General features: G+C 75.3%; 16 protein-coding genes and 1 tRNA gene. 5 read left to right on the top strand and 12 right to left on the bottom strand.

The genetic code is table 11. From position 1 onward, the window contains the following. Nucleotides 1–135: 135 nt before the first annotated feature. The 4 genes from ACRYR2_RS03185 to ACRYR2_RS03170 all read right to left on the bottom strand — a co-directional run bounded on the left by ACRYR2_RS03185 (nt 136) and on the right by ACRYR2_RS03170 (nt 5,975). Nucleotides 136–3,540: an ATP-binding protein gene (locus tag ACRYR2_RS03185; RefSeq protein WP_432561366.1), complete on the bottom strand. Its 3,405-nt coding sequence runs from the start codon at nt 3,538–3,540 to the stop codon at nt 136–138. Next, nucleotides 3,537–4,316, bottom strand: coding sequence for a DUF4194 domain-containing protein (locus tag ACRYR2_RS03180; RefSeq protein WP_432561365.1), 780 nt, complete (start codon nt 4,314–4,316; stop codon nt 3,537–3,539). Before ACRYR2_RS03180 ends, ACRYR2_RS03185 begins: the two co-directional genes overlap by 4 nt. Then, entirely contained in the window at nt 4,313–5,821 is a 1,509-nt protein-coding gene (locus ACRYR2_RS03175; RefSeq protein WP_432561364.1) for a DUF3375 domain-containing protein, read from the bottom strand. Before ACRYR2_RS03175 ends, ACRYR2_RS03180 begins: the two co-directional genes overlap by 4 nt. A gap of 81 nt (nt 5,822–5,902) precedes the next feature. After that, a tRNA-Arg gene (locus ACRYR2_RS03170) sits at nt 5,903–5,975 on the bottom strand. 298 nt (nt 5,976–6,273) lie between these two features. Here ACRYR2_RS03170 and ACRYR2_RS03165 point away from each other — a divergent pair. Next, complete coding sequence (locus tag ACRYR2_RS03165; RefSeq protein ID WP_432561363.1) at nt 6,274–6,687, top strand: hypothetical protein; 414 nt, start codon at nt 6,274–6,276, stop codon at nt 6,685–6,687. Nucleotides 6,688–6,701: 14 nt separating this feature from the next. Here ACRYR2_RS03165 and ACRYR2_RS03160 read toward each other — a convergent pair whose 3' ends face one another. Both ACRYR2_RS03160 and ACRYR2_RS03155 read right to left on the bottom strand, forming a co-directional pair. Beyond that, the gene (locus ACRYR2_RS03160) at nt 6,702–7,598 is read right to left on the bottom strand and encodes an NAD(P)H-hydrate dehydratase (protein ID WP_432561362.1); all 897 of its coding nucleotides are present in this window, start codon (nt 7,596–7,598) and stop codon (nt 6,702–6,704) included. A gap of 1 nt (nt 7,599) precedes the next feature. Then, nucleotides 7,600–8,382: a histidine phosphatase family protein gene (locus ACRYR2_RS03155; protein ID WP_432561361.1), complete on the bottom strand. Its 783-nt coding sequence runs from the start codon at nt 8,380–8,382 to the stop codon at nt 7,600–7,602. Nucleotides 8,383–8,534: 152 nt separating this feature from the next. Between ACRYR2_RS03155 and ACRYR2_RS03150 the strand changes: the two genes are divergently transcribed. The 4 genes from ACRYR2_RS03150 to ACRYR2_RS03135 all read left to right on the top strand — a co-directional run bounded on the left by ACRYR2_RS03150 (nt 8,535) and on the right by ACRYR2_RS03135 (nt 16,492). Continuing rightward, a complete protein-coding gene (locus ACRYR2_RS03150; RefSeq protein ID WP_432561360.1) occupies nt 8,535–10,232 on the top strand; it encodes a PP2C family protein-serine/threonine phosphatase in 1,698 nt (565 codons plus the stop codon). A 35-nt stretch (nt 10,233–10,267) separates the two neighbouring features. Then, the gene (locus tag ACRYR2_RS03145) at nt 10,268–14,017 is read left to right on the top strand and encodes a hypothetical protein (RefSeq protein WP_432561359.1); all 3,750 of its coding nucleotides are present in this window, start codon (nt 10,268–10,270) and stop codon (nt 14,015–14,017) included. Continuing rightward, nucleotides 14,014–14,190 (top strand): hypothetical protein, encoded by a 177-nt coding sequence (locus ACRYR2_RS03140; protein WP_432561358.1) that lies wholly within the window; start codon nt 14,014–14,016, stop codon nt 14,188–14,190. Before ACRYR2_RS03145 ends, ACRYR2_RS03140 begins: the two co-directional genes overlap by 4 nt. A 247-nt stretch (nt 14,191–14,437) precedes the next feature. Continuing rightward, the gene (locus ACRYR2_RS03135; protein ID WP_432561357.1) at nt 14,438–16,492 is read left to right on the top strand and encodes a putative bifunctional diguanylate cyclase/phosphodiesterase; all 2,055 of its coding nucleotides are present in this window, start codon (nt 14,438–14,440) and stop codon (nt 16,490–16,492) included. An 11-nt stretch (nt 16,493–16,503) separates the two neighbouring features. Here ACRYR2_RS03135 and ACRYR2_RS03130 read toward each other — a convergent pair whose 3' ends face one another. The 6 genes from ACRYR2_RS03130 to ACRYR2_RS03105 form a co-directional block, all read right to left on the bottom strand. Then, a complete protein-coding gene (locus ACRYR2_RS03130) occupies nt 16,504–17,193 on the bottom strand; it encodes an SAF domain-containing protein (protein WP_432561356.1) in 690 nt (229 codons plus the stop codon). A gap of 97 nt (nt 17,194–17,290) precedes the next feature. Next, nucleotides 17,291–17,611: an FmdB family zinc ribbon protein gene (locus ACRYR2_RS03125; protein ID WP_432561355.1), complete on the bottom strand. Its 321-nt coding sequence runs from the start codon at nt 17,609–17,611 to the stop codon at nt 17,291–17,293. Nucleotides 17,612–17,695: 84 nt separating this feature from the next. Next, a complete protein-coding gene (locus ACRYR2_RS03120) occupies nt 17,696–19,885 on the bottom strand; it encodes a phosphodiester glycosidase family protein (protein WP_432561354.1) in 2,190 nt (729 codons plus the stop codon). 32 nt (nt 19,886–19,917) lie between these two features. Continuing rightward, a complete protein-coding gene (locus ACRYR2_RS03115) occupies nt 19,918–21,408 on the bottom strand; it encodes a potassium/proton antiporter (protein WP_432561353.1) in 1,491 nt (496 codons plus the stop codon). A gap of 16 nt (nt 21,409–21,424) precedes the next feature. Next, nucleotides 21,425–22,387: a glycosyltransferase family 2 protein gene (locus ACRYR2_RS03110; RefSeq protein ID WP_432561352.1), complete on the bottom strand. Its 963-nt coding sequence runs from the start codon at nt 22,385–22,387 to the stop codon at nt 21,425–21,427. A gap of 98 nt (nt 22,388–22,485) precedes the next feature. Then, complete coding sequence (locus tag ACRYR2_RS03105) at nt 22,486–23,163, bottom strand: 5-formyltetrahydrofolate cyclo-ligase (RefSeq protein ID WP_432561351.1); 678 nt, start codon at nt 23,161–23,163, stop codon at nt 22,486–22,488. Nucleotides 23,164–23,167: the final 4 nt, after the last annotated feature.

The raw sequence follows: 23,167 nt of genomic DNA, 5'->3' as shown, positions 1-23,167 counted from the left end.
GGGGACGCGGGCCGCCGCGCGCGCCGCGGCGGGCGGGGGGCCGCGGCGGGGGGGGGGGCGGGCGCCGCGCGCGCCCCCCCCCCCCCCCCCCCCACTTCGGTGATCGAGCGCTTCCACCGTCGGGCACGGTCGGCGTCAGGCCGACGGCTCGGGGTCGGGCGCCACCTCGTCCGCGTCCACCAGCGTGATCGCCCTGGCGTAGCCCGTGCGCGTCTTGGTCACCTCGATGACCCGCTGCATGAGCGGTTCGATCGCGGGCACCTTGTCCAGCGGCGCGGCGATGATGAGCTGGAAACCCAGCCCGCGCCAGGCGTTGACGCCGCGCGCGGTGAACTCGCCGTCGGACTTGACGAAACCCTCGTCGAGGAAGACGGGGGCGAACACCGGCAGGGCGTGCTTGCTCGTGCCCAGCTGGTAGCGCAGGGCGGCGCCCACGATGAACGCGATGAGCTCCTGCACCTCACCACCGGACTTGCCGCCCAGGTGGTCGTAGATGCTCAGCGTCCGGCCCGTCGTGGCGTCGATCCGCAGGGCGCGCACGGAGGTGTGCTTGCGCACGTCGAGCAGCAGTTCGCGGTCGGAGGTGGTCGCCGAGCCGACGCGGATCCGGTCGATGAACCGGCGCAGCTTGGCGAACCGCGCCTCGATGGCCGCCGGGTCGTCGATCCGGGTCGTCCCGGACGCCAGTTCCCGCAGCTCCCGCTGGAACACCGTGACCTCGGGGATCACCTGCGGCTGGACCTCGATGTGCAGCCGGTCGCCGCCGGGGCCGAACGGCAGGTCGGCGAGGATCTCGTTGACCGGGGCCAGCCGGTTGACGATGTCGGCGCCGGCCTGCCGGATCCTGGCCTGCAGGGTCAGCAGGTCGTCGCCGGACCAGCTGACGACCTGGCCCCGGAACTGCTCGGCGCGTTCGGCCAGACCCTGCCCGCTGAGGTCGTCGAGGATGGCGCGGTACCCCTCGTAGGACCCGACGCCCAGGCCGAGGTTCGGCTGGGGCCAGCGGCTCTGGAACGCCTTGAAGGCGCGTTCGAGACGGCCGGCGGCCTCGGCCTCGCGGTCCACGGCCGCCTGCCGGCCCTGCGAGGTGGCCTGCCGGATCTTGGGCTGGACCCGGCGGAAGTTCTCCAGCGTGTCGGCCGTCTTGTACTGCTGGTGCAGGGACGTCAGGTGCGCCGCCTGGTCCCGGGTGACCGCGACGCCGGCCTCGTCGAGTTCGGCCAGCCGGTCGTTCACCTCGTCCTGCAGGGCGACGAGGTCGCCCCACACCTTCTCGGCGGTGGTCAGCGCGACCTTCGCCGCGGCCTCCTCCTGCCGGGCCAGGTCGGCCGCGACCTCGAGCCGGTCGCGTTCGGTGCGCAGCACCGCGATCTGGTCGTTGGTGGCCAGCAGCGCGTCGATCTCCGACCGTCGCCGGGCGATCGCCGCGGCCGAGGCGGCCGTGTCGATGGTGCTCCACCGGGTCTCCAGCCGCCGCTGGTGCGCCGCCTCCTGCCGCTGCAGCAGGACCCGCTGCTCGGTGAGGGCGTTCTGGCGCCGCTGGTGACCGGCGAGCCGTTCGTCGACGGCGGCCAGTTCCTCCTCGATGCGGCGCAGCAGCGCGGCGGGGGAGAACCCGAGGATCATCCGCAGCCCGTCCTGCCCGCCGTGGGCACCGCGGTCGCCGTTCTGCACCTGCCCGGCCAGGGTGATGCGCCGGACGCGGTCGTCGCGGAACGCGTCCGGGCCCTCCACGGCCAGGTGCGGGAAGTCCTGCGGCAGGACGCTGCTCAGCCAGCCGCGGTAGGGGGAGTCCTCCTTCAGGCGCAGCCTGCCGACGAGGGTCGCCGGGTCCAGGTCCTCCAGCCGGCGGTCGGTCTCGGCGAAGCGGAACTGCACGCGGCGCGGCAGCCGCAGCTGGTCGACCCGCTGCCGGAACACCGTCCGCAGCGACCCGTCGACGACCAGGGTCCGGGCGAAGGAGCCGAGCAGGAGTTCGGCGGCGGTGCGCCACTGCTCGTGCTCGCGTTGCACGTCGAGCAGTTCGGCGGCGAACGGCAGGTCGTGGGCCTCGACGCCGAGCTGCTGGGCGATCAGCGTCCGGGTCAGGTCCAGGTCGCGGGGGATGAGGTCGGAGCGCTGGGCGAACCACCGCTTCTCCTCCCACAGCTCCTGCCGGTCGACCACGTCGGGGCCGGCCGACTCGGTCAGGGCCTCGCCCTGCTCGTCCAGGCGCTGCAGCGTCGCGGGCAGTTCGCGCAGGAAGTCCGAGGAGGCGCGCTGCAGGGCCGTGAACTCCGCGGCGTCGGCGGGGAACTCGCCCAGGACCCGGGTCTGCTCGGCGAAGCGCTGCCACGCCGTCTCGGCGTCGGCGTGCTCGGCCTCGGCGGCCTTGAGCTTCAGGCCCAGGGCCTCCAGGGCCCCGCCGCCCTGGGTGTCGAGGAGCTGGCGGGTGTCGTTGACCTGGACGTCGAGGGCCAGGCGGGCGGCCTTGGCCTCGCGCAGCTCACCCCGGGCCGTCTCCACGGCGCTGCGGGCCTCGCGCTCCTCGACCTCGATCAGGTCGCGTTCGGTCTGGGCGACCCACAACCCGAAGGCGCTGTAGTCGGCCGAACCCCGCGCGTTCAGCGCGTCGACGAGGGCGATGGCCTCGCGCGCGCCCTGCAGTTCGGCGTGCAGGCGCGGGATCTCCCCGAGGATGGTGATCTGCTCCTCGGCGGTCTTCATCGTCTCGTAGGTCGCCTCGAGGTCGGCGAAGTGCGCGATCGCCGAGTCGGCCGCCTCGAAGGTGCGGGGACGTTCCAGCACCATCGACCGGTACAGCTGGTCGACCGAGACGACCTCGCGGCCGGCCTGGATGCGCCCGAGCAGCTTCATGGCGGCCGAACCGTCGCCGTCGGCGCCGATGCCCAGCAGGGGGTGGACGTCGGCGGCGAACTTGGAGTAGGAGTCGTAGAAGTCCAGCCCCTCGAACTGCCGGCGCATCGCCCGGTGGTCGAACCGGCGTTCGGCGAACGGCTCGACCAGCCTCAGGTCGAAGTCCCCGCGGAACCTGGCCAGGTGGTCCTTGACGTCGCGCGGGTCCTTGGCCGAGGCCGGCGCGAAGTACAGGCGCAGGGTGGTGACGGTCTGCCCGCCGGTGTGCCGGAAGGTGAACGCCAGCCCGGACCAGGCGTTGGCCGGGTTCCCGTTCGCGTCACGGCCGCGCAGGGTGGCGTCGCGGTTCTTGCCGGTGTCCTCGTCGAGGACCTCGTCGAGCTTGCCGCGCACGTACGACAGCGGGTTGCGTTGCGTCGAGGAGCGCGCCCGGCCCGTGACGGCGTCGTTGCTGGCGCCGTTGAACGCGGTCGTGGTGTTCATCATGACGGCGATGTAGGCGTCGAGGCTGGTGGACTTGCCCGTGCCGGAGGCGCCGGTGATGAGGTTGGCGCGGGGGTCGAACTCGATGCGGTGGTAGCCGTCGAAACCGCCCCAGTTGACCAGCTGGACGTGCGCGACGTGCCACTGCTGGTGGCTGGTGCCGGCCAGCGCCAGCCCGGGGATCATCGGCCCGTCGGTCACATCGTCTCCTGGGGGAGTTCTTCGTCGAGTTCCTCGAACCCGTCGGCGGCGTCGTCGGCGGAGGAGGAGTTGTGCTGCGTCAGCTGGGCCACGATCCGCTGGACGACGTCCACCGGCAGCAGGACCTCCAGGATCGGTGAGACGCGGTAGCGGTTCTCGGTCCCCGTGCGCAGCAGCACCTCCTGGCGCAGCAGGCTGTCCACGCCGGCGGCGGCCTGCTGCTCGTCGCGGGCCTGGTTGGTGCTGCTCAGCGGCCGGAAGTGCGCGACCTCGTCGACGAGTTCGGCGCGTTCGACGAACACCTCGCCCTGGCCCGCGGCGGCCCGCGAGCGCGCCAGGCGGCGCAGGCAGATCAGCAGGACGGTCTCCTCACGGGTCCACGGCTGGTCGAACAGCAGGGTCGGGAACCGCTGGCCGTCGCGGGCCGGGGCCTGCTGCTTGTAGGCGACCTGGTGGTCGTGGTCGACGACCAGGTCGAGGAACAGGTCGTTGAGCCGGGACCTCAGCGCCTGCTGGTTCTCCACGAGCAGCCGCCAGGGACGCGGGTGCTGGGCGGCGGAGACGTAGCGGCGTTTGAGCAGCTGCACCAGGACCGCGCGCACCGGTTCGCCCAGGGTCCCGGTGTCGCCGGGGAACAGGCCGTCCTCGTCGAGGGGTTGCCCGGCGCCGTCCGCCGCGCCCGCTTCGAGGGCCTCGGGGTCGCCGAACTCGTCGGTGCCGATGTCGGTGCCGGTGTCGGTGCCGGTGTCGGTGTCGGTGTCGCCGGGCGTGCTCATGCGGGCTGGTCGATCTCCTGCTCGGGGTGCGGCTGGCCGGGTCCGGTTCCCAGGGGGAGGTCCGGGCCCAGGTAGCGGTGGACGGTCCCGCCGGGGCGGACCGTGCGGTAGACCGCCCGGTGGGTCGCGGTCTGCGGGTCGCTGCCGGCGACGGAGACGGCCAGGTGCAGCAGGCCCATGAGGTCGGCCGGCCGGCGCAGGTCCTCGGGCAGGTCGTCGAACAGACCGGCCGTCCCCGTCACGACCGTGTCCCGGTCCTGCGTGAGCGCGCGGCGCAGCCGGTCGAAGTCGGGCCCGCCGAACCGGCGCAGCTCGTCCAGGGACGAGCCCTCGGCAGGGTCGTCGTGGTCGCGCAGCGGCGGGGGGCTGGCGTCGTCGGCCGGGTCGTGCAACCGGGTCCGCATCGTGCCGATCGCGATGCGGGCCGCCGGCACGGGCAGGTCCAGGTCGAGGGTCGCGCGGGGACCGGTCGTGGCGATCCACCCGGTCAGCTGCTCGGCCGCCGCGCGCAGCGCCTCGTCGAGCTCGCGGTCGCGCAGCGGGTCGTGACGCAGGATGTGCGAGCGCAGCGAGGCGGACAGGCGCCGCCGCTGTTCCAGGACGGCCTCGATGCCCTCACCGATGGTCTCCAGCGTCGCGCGCAGGGCGCCGCGCTGCTCGGGGCTCAGGTCGCCGGCGAAGTCGTGCGCGAGGACCGCCGCCAGGTCGGAGTCCAGCTCCCGCAGCGTCGCCTCGTCGCGCACGAGTTCCACGGCCCCGGCGAAGGCGCGCCCGGACATCGACCCGGTGAGCAGTTCCTCGGCCCGGCGCAGGTAGTCCTCGAGCACCTCCCCCGAGGGACGCTGCTCGGCGCGGAAGTCGCCGACGATCTCGCGGTGGATGCGGCGCACCTCCTCGGAGACCCGCAGGAAGTCCCCGGGCAGGGCGGACAGCAGGTCCTCCAGGTTGAGGTACTCGCCGAGCAGCTGCTCGTGCGAGGCCTGCTCCACCTCGCCGCCGGCCACGAGGCGGTCGCGTTCGGCGGTCAGCTGCCGGATCTGCTCGTCCAGCCGCGCGATGCGCTTGTCCCGCTCGGGGGTGGCCTCCAGCGCGCACCGGCGCGCGGCCTCCAGGATCGTGCGGATGCGCGACTCGCCCAGCAGGACGCGGCGTCCGGTCAGCCGGGTGACGTACTCGATGGCGTCCTGGGCGTGGGAGGTCAGCGCGTACTCCTCCTCACCCTCCTCGCCGGTGGGGGCCAGGGACAGCCACTGCTCGCGCACCCAGCCGCGGACGAGCTCGCGCGCGGGGGTGTCGGGGACCTCCTGCCCGTGGGCGGCCAGCTCACCGAGCAGGCCGTGGACCTGGGCGTGGAAGCGGTCGGCGGGCACGCGGGTGCGCTGACCGGCGAAGACGCACGTCAGGACGGCGACGACGAGGGGACCGCTCGGGCGGCGCAGGAGGGCCAGCGTGGGCCGGGCGAACGCCTGGTGGGCGCGCGCGAGGTCCTCGCGGATGCTGCTCATGTGTCCTCCGGTGTCCTGCTCGTGCCTGGAGGAGGGTAGGCGAGCGGAGCGGGAAGCGCCGAAACGCGCGCGCCGACGAGGTGCCCCCAGCAGGATTCGAACCTGCGACACACGGTTTAGGAAACCGATGCTCTATCCCCTGAGCTATGGAGGCTCGGACGGCAGCCTACCGGGACCGGGCGGCCGCGCGGGGGACAGGTGGGGGGACAGGTGGGGGGACGGGTGGGGGACGGGTGGCCCCTCGCGTCCGACATCCTCGAACTACGACGCAGTGTCGTTGCGATCTTCTTGCGCCGCAGGCGAACAGAGGGGTACCGCGGTCACCGGCACTCCGTTCGGGTGCCTACACTCAAGCCGCAAGGAACACCAACCGATGGCCTCACTGGGTGTCGGGCCGAGTCGACGGAGCCTGCGGCACCCGGCCGTAGCCGTCACTCGAGGAGTACTCCCGGATGTCCGTGACCACCGCCCGCAGCACCGCCACCAACCGTGTTCCCGCCCCGCGCCGTGCTCCCAAGCAGACGGCCGCCGTGGCCGCCCTGGACGCGGCGTTGCAGGAGTCGGGCTGCATCCTCGTCTCCACCTCCGTCGTGGAGACCGGCTGCACCATCGCCTTCTACGACGCCCGCTCCCTGGGCCGCGCCGTCGACGTGATCGCCTCGGCCGCCACCCGCGCCGGTGACGAGGGCCTGGCCGCCCGCGCCCGCCAGCGCGGCAACCACGCCTGGAAGGTCACCGCGCAGCCGCAGACGTGGGCCGGCCCGGCCGGCGACCCCGACGCCTGCGACAACCGCTCCTCCACGACCTGGCGTCTGGACATCCCCGCCGCCGACGTCGTCCCCAGCGCCGCCGCCCTGCTGGTCTGACCTCCAGGCTCAGCTCAGACCTCGATCTCGGCCAGCACGGCCGGCACCTGCCCGGGCAGCTCGCGGGCCAGGAAGCCCAGGCGCCCCACCGAGCTGGCCAGCCGGTCACCGGCCCGCCCGTGCAGGTGGGTGCCCCACACCGCCGCCTGCACCGGGTCCGCCCCACGGGCGCACAGGCCGGTGACGATGCCCGCGAGCACGTCCCCGGACCCGGACACGCCCAGTCCCGCCCCGCCGGAGGCGTCGCGCCACAGCCGTCCGTCGGGTGCGGCGATCCAGGACTCCCCGCCGCCGGCGGCCACCGCGCACCGGCTGCGCCGGGCCAGTTCCAGCGCCGCCCCGCCGACGTCCCGGGTGATCTCGTCCTCGTCGGCGCCCAGCACGATCGACAGCTCGTTGAGGTTCGGCGTCAGCACCGCCTGCCCCTGCAGGTGGTGCAGGAACGTCACGTCCGCCGTCACCGGCGCCAGCCCCAGCGCGTCGAGCACGACGGTGTTCTCCAGCCGCGGGACGACCGTCTCCAGCAGCTGCCGGACGTCCGGCTCGCCGACGGCGCCGACGCCCAGCAGCGCCGCACCGGCCTGCTCGACCAGTCTCGTCAGCTCGTCGTCCTGCTGCCCGCACACCGGGTCGATGCCGCCTTCGGCCGTCTCCGGCAGCGCCAGCACCAGCGCCTCGGGCAGGGCCACGCCCAGCGCCGGTGCCGTGCTGGCCGTCGTGGCGACCTGCAGCTTGCCCGCGCCGCTGCGCAGGGCCGACTCCGCCGCCAGCAGCACCGCGCCGGGGGTCTTGGCGCTGCCGCCCACGACGACCGTGCGGCCGCGCGCCTCCTTGCCGGTGCCCGGCGGCGGCAGCGGCCACTCGCGCAGCACCGTGGAGGTGACCGTCACCGCGTCCCGGTCGGTTCCCACCTCAGCCCACCTTCTCCGCCGCGCTGGGCGTCTCGTCGACGGGTTCCTCGTCCACCGGGTCGTCGGTGACCTGCACGTCCGCCACGGCCGTGACGTCGCCGGCCATCTCCAGCCGCACGCCCCCCTCCACGGCCCGGTACGCCGTCACCGAGCAGTTCGCCAGCGGCTCGGTCGCGTCCAGCTCCAGCAGCGAGCGCTCGTCGAGGTCCTCCAGCACGAGCCGGAAGTTCATGATCACGGCCTGGTGGGACACCAGCAGGACCTGCTGCCCGGCGTACTCCTCGCGCAGGGAGGCCAGGACGCTGCGCACCCGCAGGGCGACGTCGGTCCAGCTCTCCCCGCCCGGCGGACGGTAGTAGAACTTCCCGATCCGCTGCCGCCGGGCCGCCTCCTCGGGGAAGCGGGCCCGCACCCCCGCGCCGGTCAGCCCGTCCCACCAGCCCAGGTCGCGCTCGCGCAGCCGCTCGTCGGTGCGTACGCGCAGGTCGATCCCCTTGCGCCGCAGCCCGTCGGCGATGGCGAGCGCCGTGTCGTGAGCCCGGGTGTACGGGGAGCTGACGATGACGTCGGGCGTCGGTGGGGCCTGCGGGTCCTCGGCCAGCCAGTCGGCCACGGCGGCGGCCTGCCGGGCGCCCAGCGCCGACAGGGGCACGTCCGCGTCGCGCTCGGCGACGTCGACGACCTCGGCGTTCGTCGAGTGGGCGTGGGCGTCGGCGAGGTTGCCCGTCGACTGCCCGTGCCGCACGAGGACCAGGCCGCGGGGCCAGCGGAGTGCGTCGTTCACGGATCAACCCCTACCCCCTTCCGCGACGCGGCGCCCGCCGGAACGCGCGACCACCCCTGGTGCGGGGCAGGGGTGTGAGCGCGTCCCCGGCCGGAGGTGACAAGGTGTGACCCACTCGCGTGAACGACATCGATGGGCACGGGACGAGGGGGGTGAGCAGCCTGAGCGCCGCGGCGAGGGCCTGGCACCGCCTCATGACGCGCACGTCGCTGCAGCGGCGGGTGTCGGTGATGGGGCTGTCGTTCCTCGTCGTCGTGCTCGTGCTCACCGTCGTGCTGTTCGTCAGCATGCTGGGCAGCACCCGCGCCGACAACGCCGCCGACAGCCTGAACCCCCAGCGCGACCTGCTCGGTCACGTCGAGCAGATGCAGCAGGACGTGGTGGTCGTGGAGTCCACCCACGAGCTGTACGTCACCGCCGCCGACCTCGAGCGCCTCGAACGGTACGGAACGGCCCGCACCGAGGCGATGGCCGCCTACGACGCGTCCCGCCGGCAGCTGGTGGCCGACGTGCGCGACGCGGACCCGCCGCTGGAGGAGGAGCTGCGCGACCAGGTCACCCGGGCGCTGGACGCGGCGGCCCGGTGGCGCTCGCTGTCGGACCAGCAGGCGGGGTTCAAGGCGCGGGCGCAGGGAGCCGAGCTCAACGAGTCGGTCGTCAACGGGCCGGTCGACGAGGCCTTCCTGCAGATGTACGGCCAGCTGGGCACCCTCCAGGAGCAGCTCGCGGACGCTCGCGACGACGCGCTCGAGGAGGCCCGGCAGGACGCCGTCCAGACGAGGAACGTGCAGTTCGTCGTCGCGGCGATCGCGCTGCTGCTCGTGCCCGCAGCCCTGTACCTGGTGCGGCGGTGGGTCATCCACCCGCTCGGATCGCTGTCCGAGCAGCTGCTGCGGGTGGCCGGCGGCGACCTGCAGACGCCCGTCTCGCTGCCCGGTCCTCCCGAGCTGGCCGACGTGGCGGCCTCCGCCGAGACCATGCGCCGGCGCATCCTCGACGAGCTGGCCGACGCCGTCTCGGCCCGCGAGGCCCTGCAGCAGGGCCAGCCGCTGGTGGCCGAGGTGCGCGACCAGCTCACCGCCCACGACCTGCCGGTGGTGCCCGGGTGGTCGGCCGCGGCGGCGCTGCGGCCGGCCGAGGGGCTGCTGGCGGGGGACTGGTACGACGTGCTGCCGCTGCCGGACGGCCGCTTCGCCGTCGTGGTGGCCGACGTGTCCGGCCACGGGGCGCGGGCCGGGATCGTCGCGATCCAGCTCAAACGCCTGCTCGAGGCCGCGCTGCACCTGGCCCCCGAGCCCGACCTGGCCCTGGCCATGGCCGCCCGGGTGTTCTCCGACGAGGCCGAACGCTTCGCCAGCTGCGTGGTCGCCGTCGTCGACCCCGACTCCGGCACGGTGACGTACGCCAACGCCGGGCACCCCGCGCCGCTGGTGCTGCGCCACGACGAGGGGCAGGAGCTGCGCGTGGTCACCGAGCTGGAGCCCACCGGCCCGCTGCTGTCCTGGCTGCACCTCGACGTGCCCGGGGCGTGGCGCACGGCGACCGCGTCGATGGCGCCCGGTTCGCTGCTGGTCGTCTTCACCGACGGGCTCACCGAGGCCCGCTCCACCGGCAGCACCGAGGAACTGGGCATCGGCGGTGTCCTGCGGGCCCTCGGCGGGCTGCCCGAGCTCACACCCCAGGCGCTGGTGGACCTCGCGCTGGACGAGGCGCGCCGCTTCAGCGGCGGCCGGGCCCGCGACGACGTCACCCTCGTCGCCCTGGCCCGCGGTGCGACACCCCTGAGCGCACCCGCACGTGACGCCGCGCGCGAGTCGACGCGCAACGGCGCGCAGTCGTCACGCACCTGACGGGATCGACCCCGTCGTCCGCCTAACCTTGGGGGGTGACGTCTTCTCCCGCGACCGGTCCCGACTCCAGGCGCCGGAGCTGGTGGGAAGAGGCGGAGTCGCTGGGCGGCACCTCGGGACTGCTCGACTGCCCGGTCGGCACCGACGCCGTGCTGGACCTGACCACCGCCCACCCCTCCGGACTCGCCCAGCTGCTCGCCGGTGGCCCCGCGCCGCTGTCCAGCCTGGTGCGCGAGGCCGGCGCCTTCGCCGAGGCCCGCCGCCGCGCCCGCACGACCCACCGGCTCGCCGGGACGCTGCTGGCCCAGCGGGGCACGCGCTCGCTCGCCGTCGCCGTCGGCATCGCCGGCTGGTCGACGCAGGAGGAGGTGGACGCCGAGGCGCTGGCCGAGGGCGCGCCCCTGACGGCCGCGCGGCCGCCGCGCCGCACCCCCGTCCTGCTGCGCCGCTGCACCCTGACCCCGGCGACCGAGGCGCTCGACGACTTCGTCGTGCAGCTGGCGCCGGAGGTCATCGTCAACCCCGTCCTGGTCCGGGTGGCCCGTTCCGAGCTCGGCGTCGACCTCGACACCCGGCGCATCGCCGCCGCCGTCGGTGCCCACTGGGGTTTCGACCCCAACCCGGCGATGGAGGAGCTGCGCCGGCAGCTGGCCGGCACCCGCGGGCTGCGCGTGGAGCGGCGGCTGCTGCTGGCCACCTTCGCCGACCCCGGCGCCGACCTGCTGGCCGACCTGCGCCGGCGTGGGGCGCTCGTGCGCGAGCACCGCGTCGTGGCGGCCATCGCCGAGGGCCGTCCCGTGGAGCCGCTGCCCGCCCGTGAGCCGGGACCGGCGCCGATCGAGGACGCGATCGCCCTCGACCCCGCGCAGCGGCGGGCCGTCTCGACCGTGCTGGCCGGCTCGGACCTGCGGCTGCACGCCCCCACCGGCAGCGGCGCCACCCAGGTCGCCGCCGCCGTCGTCGCGGCCGAAGCGGGCGCGGGACGGCGCGTGCTCCTGGCCGCCGATTCCGCCGCTGACCGCCGTGCCGTCGACGAACGTCTGCGGGACAACGGTTTCGGTCGTCTGGTGCTGCACCTGGTGGCCGACCTGGACACCTCCGGGGCCGAGGCCGGTGACCAGCTGGCCGCCGCCCGCCGCGAGCTCGAGGCACGGCTCGCCCTCGAGCGGCCGCCGGCGACCGACCCCGACGCCGAGGGACCCGCGGCCGCCCTGGACGAGCACGCCCGGGCCCTGCACCGCGTGCGCGACCCGTGGGGCGTCAGCGCCGCCGAGGCGATGTCGGCGCTGCTGGCCCTGGCCGAGGCGCCCCAGCCGCCGACGACCAGCCGCCGTCTGCGCGGGCCGGACCTGGCCGCCTGCACGCGGGCCGACGTGGACCGCTGGGCCGAGGTCCTGGTCGAGGCCGTCGACCTCGGCGCCTTCGACGTCGGGCCCGGCACCGGCCCCTGGGTCGGGGCGCAACTGCGCACGGCCGAGGCCGCCGCGGCCGCGCTGGCCCGCGTCGAGGACCTCATCGACCACCGGCTGCCGGCCGTGCGGGCCCTGCTGGCCACCGTCTGCGACGCCGCCGGACTGCGCGGGGCCGCCTCGGTGGCCGAGGCCGCCGACCGCACCGACCTGCTCGAAGGAGTGCGCGCCACCGTCGGCCGGTTCGGTCAGGACGTGTTCAGCCAGTCCCTGGGCGACGTCGCGGCGGCCACGGCCGGCCCGCAGTGGCGTCGCGAGCACGACGTGCGCATCGGCTGGCTGCGGCGCTGGCGGCTGCGCCGCGAGGCCCGCGCCCTCGTGCGTCCCGACGTGCCGGTGGAGGACTGGCCCACGTTGCACGAGTGGCTGCAGCAGGCCCGTTCCCAGCGGCTGCGCTGGCAGCGCGTGGCCGTCCGCGACAACCACCCGACCGTTCCCGACGACCTCGACCAGCTCGTCGTGGCCGTCACCGAACTGCGCCGCGAGCTCGGCGAGCTGGCGCAGGTGCTGCCCGAACGGACCTGGACCGAGCTGGGCGAGCAGTCGCTGCTCGACGTCCAGCTGCCCGAGCTCAGCACCTTGCTGAAGCGGCTGGCGGCCGACGCGGACACGCTGCAGCCGCTGCCGCGGCGCACCGTCCTGCTCGACGACCTCACCGCCGCCGGCTGGTCCGGCCTGCTGGACGACCTGCACTCCCGCTGGAACGGGCCGGGCAGCCTGCACCTGCCCGGGGAGGTGCAGGCCGCCTGGTGGTCCGGGGTGCTGGACGCCGTCGCCATGGCCGACCCGCTCGTGGGCACCGGTGAGGCCGCCGCCCTGCGCTCGGCCCGCCACGAGCTGCAGCTCGCCGTCGCCGCCCGGCGCAGGATCCGGGCGGCCCGGGTGCGCACCGACCTGGACCGCCGGGCCGTGGCCTCCGGGCGCGAGGCGGACCTGCTGCCCGTCACGGCGCTGTCCACCGCCGGTGTCGCCGCCCTCGCCGAGCACCTGCCCGAGCACGTGGCCGACGCCGACCTGCTCGTGCTCCTCGGCGCGCAGGCCACCACGACGGCCTCGGCGCTGCCGGCGCTGTCGCGCGCCCGCCGTGTCCTGCTCATCGGCGACCCCGAGCTGCCGGGCCCGGCGGACGTGGCCACCGCCCGCGACGAGCAGCAGGACGCCCGGCCGGTCGAGGCGAGCCTGTTCGCCGACACCGCCGACGTCCTGCCGACGCTCGCGCTCGACCGCCAGCACGCGCTGCTCGACGACACCCTGCTGGCCGACGTGCCCGCGCCGGCCACCCGCGAGCTGTCGCTGCCCGGGCCCGGCCGCGACGGCCGGCACACCGCCCGCACCTCGAGCCGCCCGCCCGGTGCCCGGCGCGGGCCGGACGCGCTCGTCGACCTCGTGGTCGACACCGCCCTCGCGGCGCTGCGGGCCCATCCCGAGGAGTCCCTCGGCGTCGTCGTGCCCGACGCCGCCGGCGCCGAACTGCTCGCCGACGCCGTCCGGCGCCAGGTCCTGGACCGGTCGCTGCCGCTGGCCGTCGGCCGCGAACCCCTGCTGGTCGGCACCCCGGCCCGCTGGACCGGTGAACGCCGCGACCACGTCCTCGTCGTGGCCGACGCCGTGCTCAACGGGGCCGGCCTCGGCGCCCTCGACCCGGCCGCGGCCGACGCGGCCGACCCCGCGGCGCTGGCCACCGGCCGCGCCCAGGTCTGGATGGCCGTGACCCGCAGCCGGTTGCGCACCACGCTCGTCGTCGACGACTCCGGCTGGAGCGCCGACCGCCCCGCCCGCGCCGACCGGGGCGTGGTGCCCGACGCCCGCGAACTCCTCGCCCGCACCGTCGTGGCCTGGGAACGCGACCCCGAGCCGGCCTCGGCCGACCCGGGAGCCGACGCGGTCGTCCGCACGCTGGCCGCGGCCTGCCGGCGCATCGGCCTGCCCGTCGAGTGCGAGGTCGGCACCTCCCGCACCCTCGCGCTCGTCGTGCGCGACGAACGCGCCCGCGCCGGAGCCGGGCCGGCGCTCGCCGTCGAGCTCGACGACGCGCGCTGGGCGTCCGCCGGTGTCGTCGACCGCGAGGTCGACGGGCCGACCGAGCTGGAACGCCGGGGCTGGCGGTACGTGCGGGTGCTGACCGCGGACGTCTTCGCCGACGCCGACGCCGAGGCGGACCGCATCGCCGGGCTCTGGCGCGACGCCCTCGCCGACGCCGGTCACGACCTGCCCTGGGTCCTCGACCTCGACGCGCGCGGTGGCGGTGGCGGTGGCGGCGTGGTGGACGTCACCGTCGCGCAGGTGGCGGGTCGCGCTGCGGTGGACGCGTCGTGAGCCCCCGTGGATCCGAGGACGAGGAGGACGTGCCCCCGGAGCCGCCGGAGTCGCGGGAGTCGCTGCAGGACGAGCGGTCCGCCGACGACCGGGACGAGGGGTGGGGGGAGCGTTCGGGGTCCGGCTTCGACGACGAGTGGTACCTGTCGCAGCGCCCTCCGCACTGGGACTGATCCGCTCCACCCGCGTGACCGGCGGGGCTGGAGGCACTGGCTGTGACAGGAGTATCGCCGTCCGGCGTTCCATCCTGACTGAACGTTCAACCAGGATCACGCTGGGTCGAAAGTTGGAACTGGGTGGAGTGCAAGCCTTCTGCCGGGCTCCACGGCCCCCCATGATGGGCCACGGAACCTCCGCGGGTGTCCCCCGCACGGGGGACGGCCGTGAGGCCACCGCAGGGTCCCCGGTGGAAGGTTGAGGATGCAGCGCACGACGGCCATGCTCGTGGCCCCGCGCTCCGCGCTTCCTCGTGTGCGCACGCCGGCCCGGGCGCTGGGCGTGCTGGCGGTCGCCGCCGCGGTCGCGGTGCTGGGTGTCGCCGCCTCCCTGGGGCTGGCCGGTCCACCGCCCTGGCGGGTGTCCTCCTTCGCCTTCGTCCTGGCCCTGGTCGTCCTCGTCGCCGAGTTCCGCCCCGTCACCGCCAAGATCCGGGGTCGCGGTGAGCCGCTGCCGGTCTCGTGGGGCTTCCTGGTGGCGCTCGTGGCCCTGGGCCCGGTGTCGCTGGCCCTGCTGGTGCGGGCCGTTCCGAGTCTCGTGCGGGCCCTGCGCCGGGGCGCCGGCCCCCGGGCCGTCGTCGTCGCGGTGGGCACCTCCGTCGTCGGGGTCCTGGTCTGCGCCCTCGTGCTCGACGCCCTCCTCGGGGACCTCGGCGCCGCCGGTCCCGTCCTGCGCGACCCCGGCCAGTGGCCGGCCGTCCTGGCCGCGGGAGCGGCCGGTCTCCTCGCCGAGACCGGGGTGCGCGTCCTCCGGCGGCGCGTCCGCGGCCGGTTGCTGCCGACCGGTTCGGCCTCGGGGGTCCTGCTCACCCTCGCGGTGGTCGCCTCCGCACCCGTGGTCGTGGTCAGCGCCGAGGGCGGTGCGCTGCTGCTGCTGCTCGTGTGCGTCCCGTTGGCGGTGATGCTGGTCAGCGCCGCGGTCGCGCGCCGGCACGAACGACGCGCCCGCGTCGACGACCTGACCGGCCTGCCCAACCGCGACGCCCTGCTCGGGGCCACCGCCCGCGCCTTGCGCGCCTCGCCCGCCGAGGGCCCCGGGCCGGGTCTGCTCGTGGTCGACCTGGACCACTTCAAGGACGTCAACGACACCCTCGGGCACCCCGTCGGGGACGCGCTGCTGTGGGAGGTCGCCGAACGGCTGGTCGCCCAGGCGCCCGCCGGGGCCGTCGTCGCCCGCCTCGGGGGCGACGAGTTCGGGCTGCTCGTCGGCGACGGGCGCCAGGCCGAGGAGCTCGCCCACGCCGTGGTCGCGGAGATGGGCCGCCCGCTGCGGGTGGGGGACCTGCAGGTCCTGCTGCCCGCCAGCGTGGGTGTGGCGCTGGCCCCCGAGCACGGCGCGAGCGCCGCCTCCCTGCTCAAGAGCGCGGACGTCGCGCTGTACCAGGCCAAGGAGGTCCGCGGCCGGGCCTGCACCTACGCGGGCCGGCGCGACGTCAACAGCATCGAGCGGCTGCGGTTGCTCGGTGACCTGGGCCGGGCCGTGGAGCGCGGCGAGCTCTTCGTCCGCTACCAGCCCCAGGTCGACCCCCGCACCGACGTGGTCGTGGGGGCCGAGGCCCTGGTGCGCTGGCGGCACCCCGAGCTCGGCGCCGTGACGCCGGACCGCTTCATCCCGCTGGCCGAGCAGTCCGGGCTCATCGCCGGGGTGACCGCGGTCGTCCTGGACCAGGCGCTGGCCGACGTGCGGCGCTGGCGCGCCGCGGGCTTCCCGACGACCGTCTCGGTCAACGTCTCGGCCCGCCTGCTCACCGACCACGACCTGCCCCGGCTCGTCGCCGAAGGGCTGCAGCGGCACCGCGTCGATCCCGCCGCACTGGTGCTCGAGGTCACCGAGACGGGCATCGTGTCCGATCCCGGACGGGCCAGGGCGGTCGTCCGGCGTCTGCGCGCGCTCGGGTGCGGGGTCGCCGTCGACGACTACGGCACCGGGCACTGCTCGCTGACCTACCTCACCGACCTCGAGGTCGACGAGCTGAAGATCGACCGCAGCTTCGTGACCGGGATGACCGAGGACCGCGCCCGGTCCGTCATCGTCCGCTCGACCGTCCAGATGGCGCGCGAACTGGGTCTGCGGGTCGTGGCCGAAGGAGTCGCCGACGCCTCGACGCAGCGGGCGCTGGCCGTGCTCGGCTGCCACGTCGCCCAGGGTGAGCACGTGGGCGCCCCGGTGACGGCGGCCGCGGTGCTGTCCCGGTTGCGCGGGCAGACCCGCGACCCAGTGGTGCCGGCGCAGGGCGGCCCGCTGGCCCTGGAGGACTGACCGGGCGGTGGTCACGACGACCGCACGGTCAGGACGGTCCGGCCGGCGGCGGCGGCCAGCCTGGCCGCGGTCGGGGAGTCCACCGCCACCAGCACGCTCGAAGCACTCGAGGGCCCCGGGCTCCCGAGCAGACCCGGGGAACCGGTGGTCGACGTCGGGACCCGCACGACGACGACGTCGACGGCGATGCGCTCGGCTCCCGTGGGAGCGCCGGTGACCGGGTCCTCGAGCCGCGCGAGCACGTCGACCCTCACCCCCGGGGCCAGGCTGTCGAGCAGGGCCGGGTCGCCCACCTCGACGCTGGTGGCGACCGTGCCCGGTGGCTGACCGGCCAGCAGCGGCCCGCTCGTGGTGCGGGCGTCGGTGAGGACCTCACCGCGGCGCACCGGACCGGCGAGCACCGTGCCGGTGACCGTGTCCAGCACCCCGTCGGGCAGCGTGTCCGCGGGCCGGGCGGCCTCCCGCACGTCGGTCGTGGTCAGGACCGCGCCGGTCGGCAGGTCACGCGCCGCCACGAGCACCGAGGCGGTCGGCGGGTCGGCCGGGGCCAGCGTCGCCACGCTCACCCCACCGGCGGCGGCCACCAGACCGGCCGACAGCCAGCGGCGCGTCAGCCGACGGCGACGCCGGTCCCGCGGACCGGCGGGCGGCGCGGTGGACGGCGCGACCGGGGGAGCTGGGGGGAGGAGGGGGACAGGCATGCCCGGACGCTAGGCCGGCACCGCCCTCCGGCCCGGTGGACCGGAGGGCGGCTGTGGACCGACGCCGGTGGTGGCGGCCTGTGGAGACCGCGGCGGCTCAGGCGGCCGAGGTGGACCCGCTGGAGGACGACGAGCCCGAGCTCGAGGACGAGCTCGACGAGGCCGAGGACGTGGAGGAGCTCGAGGAGGACTCCTTCGCGGAGCTGCCCGAGCTCGAGGAGCTGTCGGCGGAGGAGGTCGACCCGCGGGAGTCGTTGCGGTAGAAGCCCGACCCCTTGAAGACGATGCCGACGTTGTTGAACAGCTTGCGCAGTGCGCCCGAGCACTCCGGGCACACCGTCAGCGCGTCGTCGCTGAACGACTGACGGACCTCGAAGGAGTGTCCGCACGACTGGCAGGCGTAGGCGTAGGTGGGCACCTGTTCTCCGTCTCGTGGACCCCGGACTGGCACTCGGGGCGTTCGAGTGCCAATGCTACTCGCCGTGCGCAACCGGTGCGTGGATCAGCGCACGCGACGTCGCCCCCTCTCCACCACCGGCGCCGGGGGCTCCAGCGGCGGCACGGCCGCTTCCAGGCGGGCCAGGTCGACCGCCCCCGCCCGCCGGGCTGCCACCGAGGTCTGCGCCAGGTAGACCCGTTCCACCGCCACGGCCGTCGCCCCGGCCGGGACGGGCACCTCCAGCCGCCGCCAGCCGGTGAAGTCGACGCGGGCGGCGAACGTCACGGGCCGGGCGGCGCCGTCGACCCGCAGGACCCCCCGCAGCCAGCCGCCGGCACCGTCTCCGCGCACCTGCAGCGCGACGCCCGTGCTGCCCGCCGGCAGCGGCACCGGCGTGCGGGCGACGACGGCGGCCGTCGTCGTGCCGGCCGGCTGCCCGGTGAAGTCGTAGGTCAGCCGCAGCGCGCTGGTCGTCCCGGGCAGGTCGCCCACCGGGACGCGGACCGCGGACGCGGTCGCGCGGGTGGTGGCCACCGTCCAGGCCGCGGGGTCGTCGAGGGGGTCGAGCAGGACCGGCCGGGTGCCGACGGCGACCGGCACCGCGGCCGGCACCACCCCGGTGGAGGTGAGGGCGGTCAGCTGCAACGGCGTGCTGATCGGCCCGTCGACCAGCGACGTCAGCCGCAGCCGGCCGTCGGGCAGCGGCTCGGCCCGCAGCACCGCCGGGTCGACCGCGACGGTGAGGTCGGAGACGTCGACGGGGGCCGTGCGCCCCTGCGCGTCCCGGCCGGTGATCGTGACGTCGGTCGTGGAACCGGCCGTGGGCAGGGCGAGCGGTGCGCCGACGCCCAGGCGGTCCAGGCGGTCGAGGACCTCCACCTCCAGCCGCCCGCTGCCCGCACCGGCCGCAGCGGTCACGGCGGCCCGGCCGGGCGTCAGCCCGCGCAGCCGGCTGCCCTCGACGGCGACGACGGCCGGATCGGTGCTGGTCAGGACCGCAGACCCCGCCGTGGGGGCACCGGAGGCGTCGACCGGCACGGCGCGGACCAGCTGCCCCAGCCCGGGGAACACCGCCGCCCGACCCAGCTCGGGGCGCAGCACGACCGACGCGACGTCCGGCCCCACGGCCGCGGGCACCAGTCCGATGGCGTTGGCCACGGGCCGCGCGGCCCCGTCGGAGGGCACGACGACCTCGCTGACGCCTGCGTCGCCGGGGGTGCGCGCGACCATCTGCGCCGACCCGCCGCCGTCGAGCATGACAGCCCCGTCGGCTCCGGCCTCGAGCATGCGCTGCGCGGTCTGCACGGCCGTCACCCCGGGCGAACGCGACGTCCCGCCCTCCACCGTCAGCAGCAGCAGGTCCCCGCCGCGGGTCCAGCCGATCGCGGTGCGTGCCCGCAGCGCCGCCCAGGTCGGGTCGGACGCGTCGATGGGCGCGAGCTCGCCGTCGCGGACCAGTTCCAGGCGGGCGCCCAGCGCGAACCCGGTCGAGCCGGGGACGAGGGCGTCGTCGCGGACGCGGACGTCGGTGCGCGCGCTCGCGCCGACGGGGGTGCCGGCCAGGGCGCTGGCCACGGTTCCGGTGCCGACCAGGACGAACCCGTCGGCGGGCACAGGGGTGGCGCCGGGAGAACGGACCGCGCTGACCCGCCCGCCGCGCACCTCCAGCTCGACGCCGCCGGTGGCGGTCAGGGAGCGGTCCCCGTCGCCCCAGGCGGGGGAGAACAGCGCCAGCGCGTCGGCGGGCACGGTGCGGGTGCCGAGCGCGGCGAGGGGGAAGGTTCGCTCGCCGACGGTCGCCGAGCCCTGCAGCAGGACCTGGCCGACCCGGCCCGTCCAGGAACCGGAGGCGCCGTCGATGCCGACCGCCCACTGCGGGGTCGCGTCGGCCTTGAGCGCCTGACCGTCCGAGGCCACCGGGCCGTCGGGGGTGCCGGTGCGGTCGATGTCGAAGAAGTCGCCGTTGACGGCCGCGACCGCCCCGGCCGCCGTCGCCAGGTCGGCGGGAGTGCGCGGGGAGCTGAGGTCCTGCTGCAGGAGGACGGGTCTGGTGGAGGATCCGGCCGACAGGCGCAGGAGGGCCTCGCGCGAGCCGTCGTCGGCCGTCCGGCGCTCCAGGACCAGGCCCGGGGCGATGGTCGAGGCGCTGACGTCAGCGACGTCAGCGGCGGCGGCGGAGACGGGCGCGGGGGCCAGGAACCCCGCGAGCAGGACCACGGGCAGGACGAGGCCGGAGCCACGGAGCAGGCGCACGAACGAACAGTAACCATGTGATGACGCTCAGTTCAGGAGTCGTGCCATCCGGCGAGCTTGCCGAACCGGCTGATCGCCTGCAGCCGTTCCTCCACCGCTTCGCGCTCGGCCGTCGACGTGACGACCAGCAGGTCGTCGCCGTGGCGCAGCACCGTCCGCGGCTGCGGGACGAACGTCGCACCGTCGCGCGCGACCAGGCTCACGTTCGCCCCGCGCGGCAGGCGCAGTTCGAAGACCTCGACCCCGTGCAGTCGCGACTGCGGCCCCACCCGCACCCGCACGACGTCGGCCGACAACGTGCCCAGCGGGGAGACCTCGACGTCCAGCTCCTGCGTCGGGGTGGCCGTCATGAGCCCGAGCCGGCGGGCCAGGGGCGCCAGCGTGGGCGCCTGGACGAGGGTGAACACCACGACCAGCACCAGCGTCAGGTCGAAGAGCCGGTCGGCCCCGGAGATGCCGGCGACGATGGGTACCGTCGCCAGCACGACCGGCACCGCCCCCCGCAACCCGGCCCAGGACAGGAAGGCCAGGTCCGGGCTCGGCAGCCGGAACCAGACGAGGCTGGCCAGCACCGAGACCGGCCGCGCGAACAGGGTCAGGACGACGCCGATGAGCAGGGCGTCGACGAGGGCTCCGGGCAACCGGGACGGGTCGGCCAGCAGCCCCAGCATGACGAACAGCCCGATCTGGGCCAGCCAGCCGAACGCCTCGGCGAAACCGCGCGTGGCGTGCCGGTGCGGCAGCCGCGCGTTGCCCAGCACCAGCCCGCACAGGTAGGTGGCCAGGAACCCCGAGGCGTGCAGCACGTCGGCCACCGCGAAGGCCCCGACCGCCAGGGCCAGCACGGCGACGGGGTACAGCCCCGAACTCGGCAGCGCCGTGCGCCGCAGCAGGAAGGCGCCGGCCGTGCCGACCCCCACCCCCACCAGCGTGCCCAGGGCCAGTTCGAGCGCGGCCTCGCCGACGTAGAACCACCAGGCGTGCTCGCTGTGCCCGGTGGCGACCTCGGTCAGGGCCAGCACCGCGATGACCACGGGAGCGTCGTTCAGCCCGGACTCGGCCTCCAGCACCCCCGACAACCGGCTCGGCAGCGGCACCGAGCGCAGCACCGAGAACACCGCGGCCGCGTCGGTGGAGGAGACCACCGCGCCGATGAGCAGCGACACCGGCCACGTCGTGTGCAGCAGCAGGTGCGCGCCCGCGCCGACGACACCGATCGAGACGGCCGTCCCCACGGTGGCCAGGACCCCGGCGGGGGCCAGCACGCCGCGGATCGCGTCCCAGCGCGTCGTCAGACCGCCCTCGGCCAGGATGAGGACGAGGGCGCCGTACCCCAGGACCTGCGCGATCTCTGCGTCCGCGAACGGGATCCCGAAACCGTCCTCGCCCAGGACCAGGCCGAGGGCGAGGTAGAGCAGCAGCGAGGGCAGGCCCGTGCGGGCCGAGAGGCGGACGGCCAGGACCGCCAGGAGCAGGACGCCGGAGGACAGCAGCAGGACGCGGCTGAACTCCTCCAGGGTCATGCCGCACCGTAGCGCGTCAGGCCACCGGGGTTCGTGCTCCGCGCGGCTGTTCCGGCGTCGGCCAACCCTTGCCCCAGTCCGTGCGCTCACGCCACAGCGGGCGCCAGATCGAGCCACGGCGCAGCACGAGTTCGCCGACGGTGCGCAGTCCCACGCCTGCGGCCAGCATCCCGATCCCGATGCCGGCACGGGCCGGCGACCAGTGCTTGCGCGCGTACTCGGCCTTGCCGCGCAGCAGCAGTCGCTGCTTGGCGGTCTTGGTCACCGACGACTTGCCGCCGGCGTGGACGACGACGGCCTCGGGCGTGATCGCCGGGCGGAAACCCGCGTCGGCGGCGCGGCGGTTGAGGTCGGCGTCCTCGCCGTACATGAAGAACTTCTCGTCGAACCCGCCGAGCTCGCGCCAGGTCCTCCGGGAGGTCATGAGGAACGCGCCGCTGATGATGTCGACCTCGCGCACCGAGTCACGGTCCCAGCGGCCCAGCGACTCCGGGTCGAACACCGGGTTGCGTTTGAAGACCGTGGACAGCCCGGTCGCGTAGCAGAACCAGCTCCACAACGAGGGTTCGGCGAAGCAACTCGTGAGCGAGACGGTCCCGTCCGGGTACAGCACGCGACCGCCGACGATGCCGCGTCCGGGGTCGGCCTTCAAGAAGGCCAGCAGCGCGTCGACGGCTCCGGGCCGCACCATGGCGTCGGGATTCATCAGCAGCACGTGCTGGCCGGTGGCCATCTCGACGGCCCGGTTGACCCCGACGGCGAAGCCGAGGTTGTCGGGGGAGTAGTGGACGCGCAGTTCGGGCGTGGTCCGGGCACGCTCGGCCAGCAGGTTCTTCGTCTCCTGGTCGGAGGCGTTGTCGAAGGCGATGATCTCGAAGGACGCCTGCGGGCGGGCCTCACCGGTCAGGGAGTCGAAGCACTGCGCGATCCATTCAGGTGCGTTGTAGGTGACGACGACGATCGACACGTCCACGCTCATGCGCACGTTCCTCCACACGTTCGGTGCTCTGCCCGTTCGTCACCGTCGACGCGGGCACAGTGAACCACGATCGGACCACAGAACGTGATCGCGAGGCTTCAGGCTGCGAGCCAGAGCCACCGGCTGGGGGTCACCACGGCTTGCACCAGCCGGTCGTGCGGCAGCGTCGGCAACGGGCTGACGGCCGCGTCGTGCAGCTCGTCGTCGTGCACGACGGCCAGCACCGGCACCCGCGAGGGGACCCGGCGCAACGCCCGGTCGTAGCTGCCCCCGCCCTGCCCCAGCCGCCGGCCCGCGGTGTCGACGGCCAGCGCCGGCACGACGACCAGGTCGACCGAGGAGACGGCCTGCACGCCGAGGGTTCCGGGGGTGTCGGGACGGCCCGGTCGTGCCGTCCAGTCCAGGTCGTCGTCGGGCAGCCGGACCGGGAGCAGCACCTCGACGTCGTGGCGGCGCAGTTCGGCGAGCAGCGTCCGCGTCCCCGGTTCACCGGGCAGCGAGGAGTAGCAGGCGACCCGGCGGGCTCCCGCCAGCAGCGGGCAGCCGATGAGGACCCGGGCGAGGTCGGCGTCGACGGCCGCGGCGGTGGGTTCGTCGCGTTCGCGGCGGCGGGCCCGGATCCCGCGGCGCAGAGCGCGTTTGCGGGCCTCGACCTCGAGCACGTCGACGGCGACGGTCAGGCGGTCGTCGACCGGGGTGAGGGTGGCGAGGGTGGCGTCGAGGGGGGTGTCGAAGGGGTCCGCGCCGAGGTCGACGGCGGAGTGGGAGGTGGGCACGGCG

This window comes from Kineococcus deserti (assembly GCF_050871945.1).
Lineage (GTDB): Bacteria > Actinomycetota > Actinomycetes > Actinomycetales > Kineococcaceae > Kineococcus.
The sequence above is the reverse complement of the archived record's forward strand: the minus strand, read 5'-3'. Positions and strand labels throughout refer to the sequence as shown.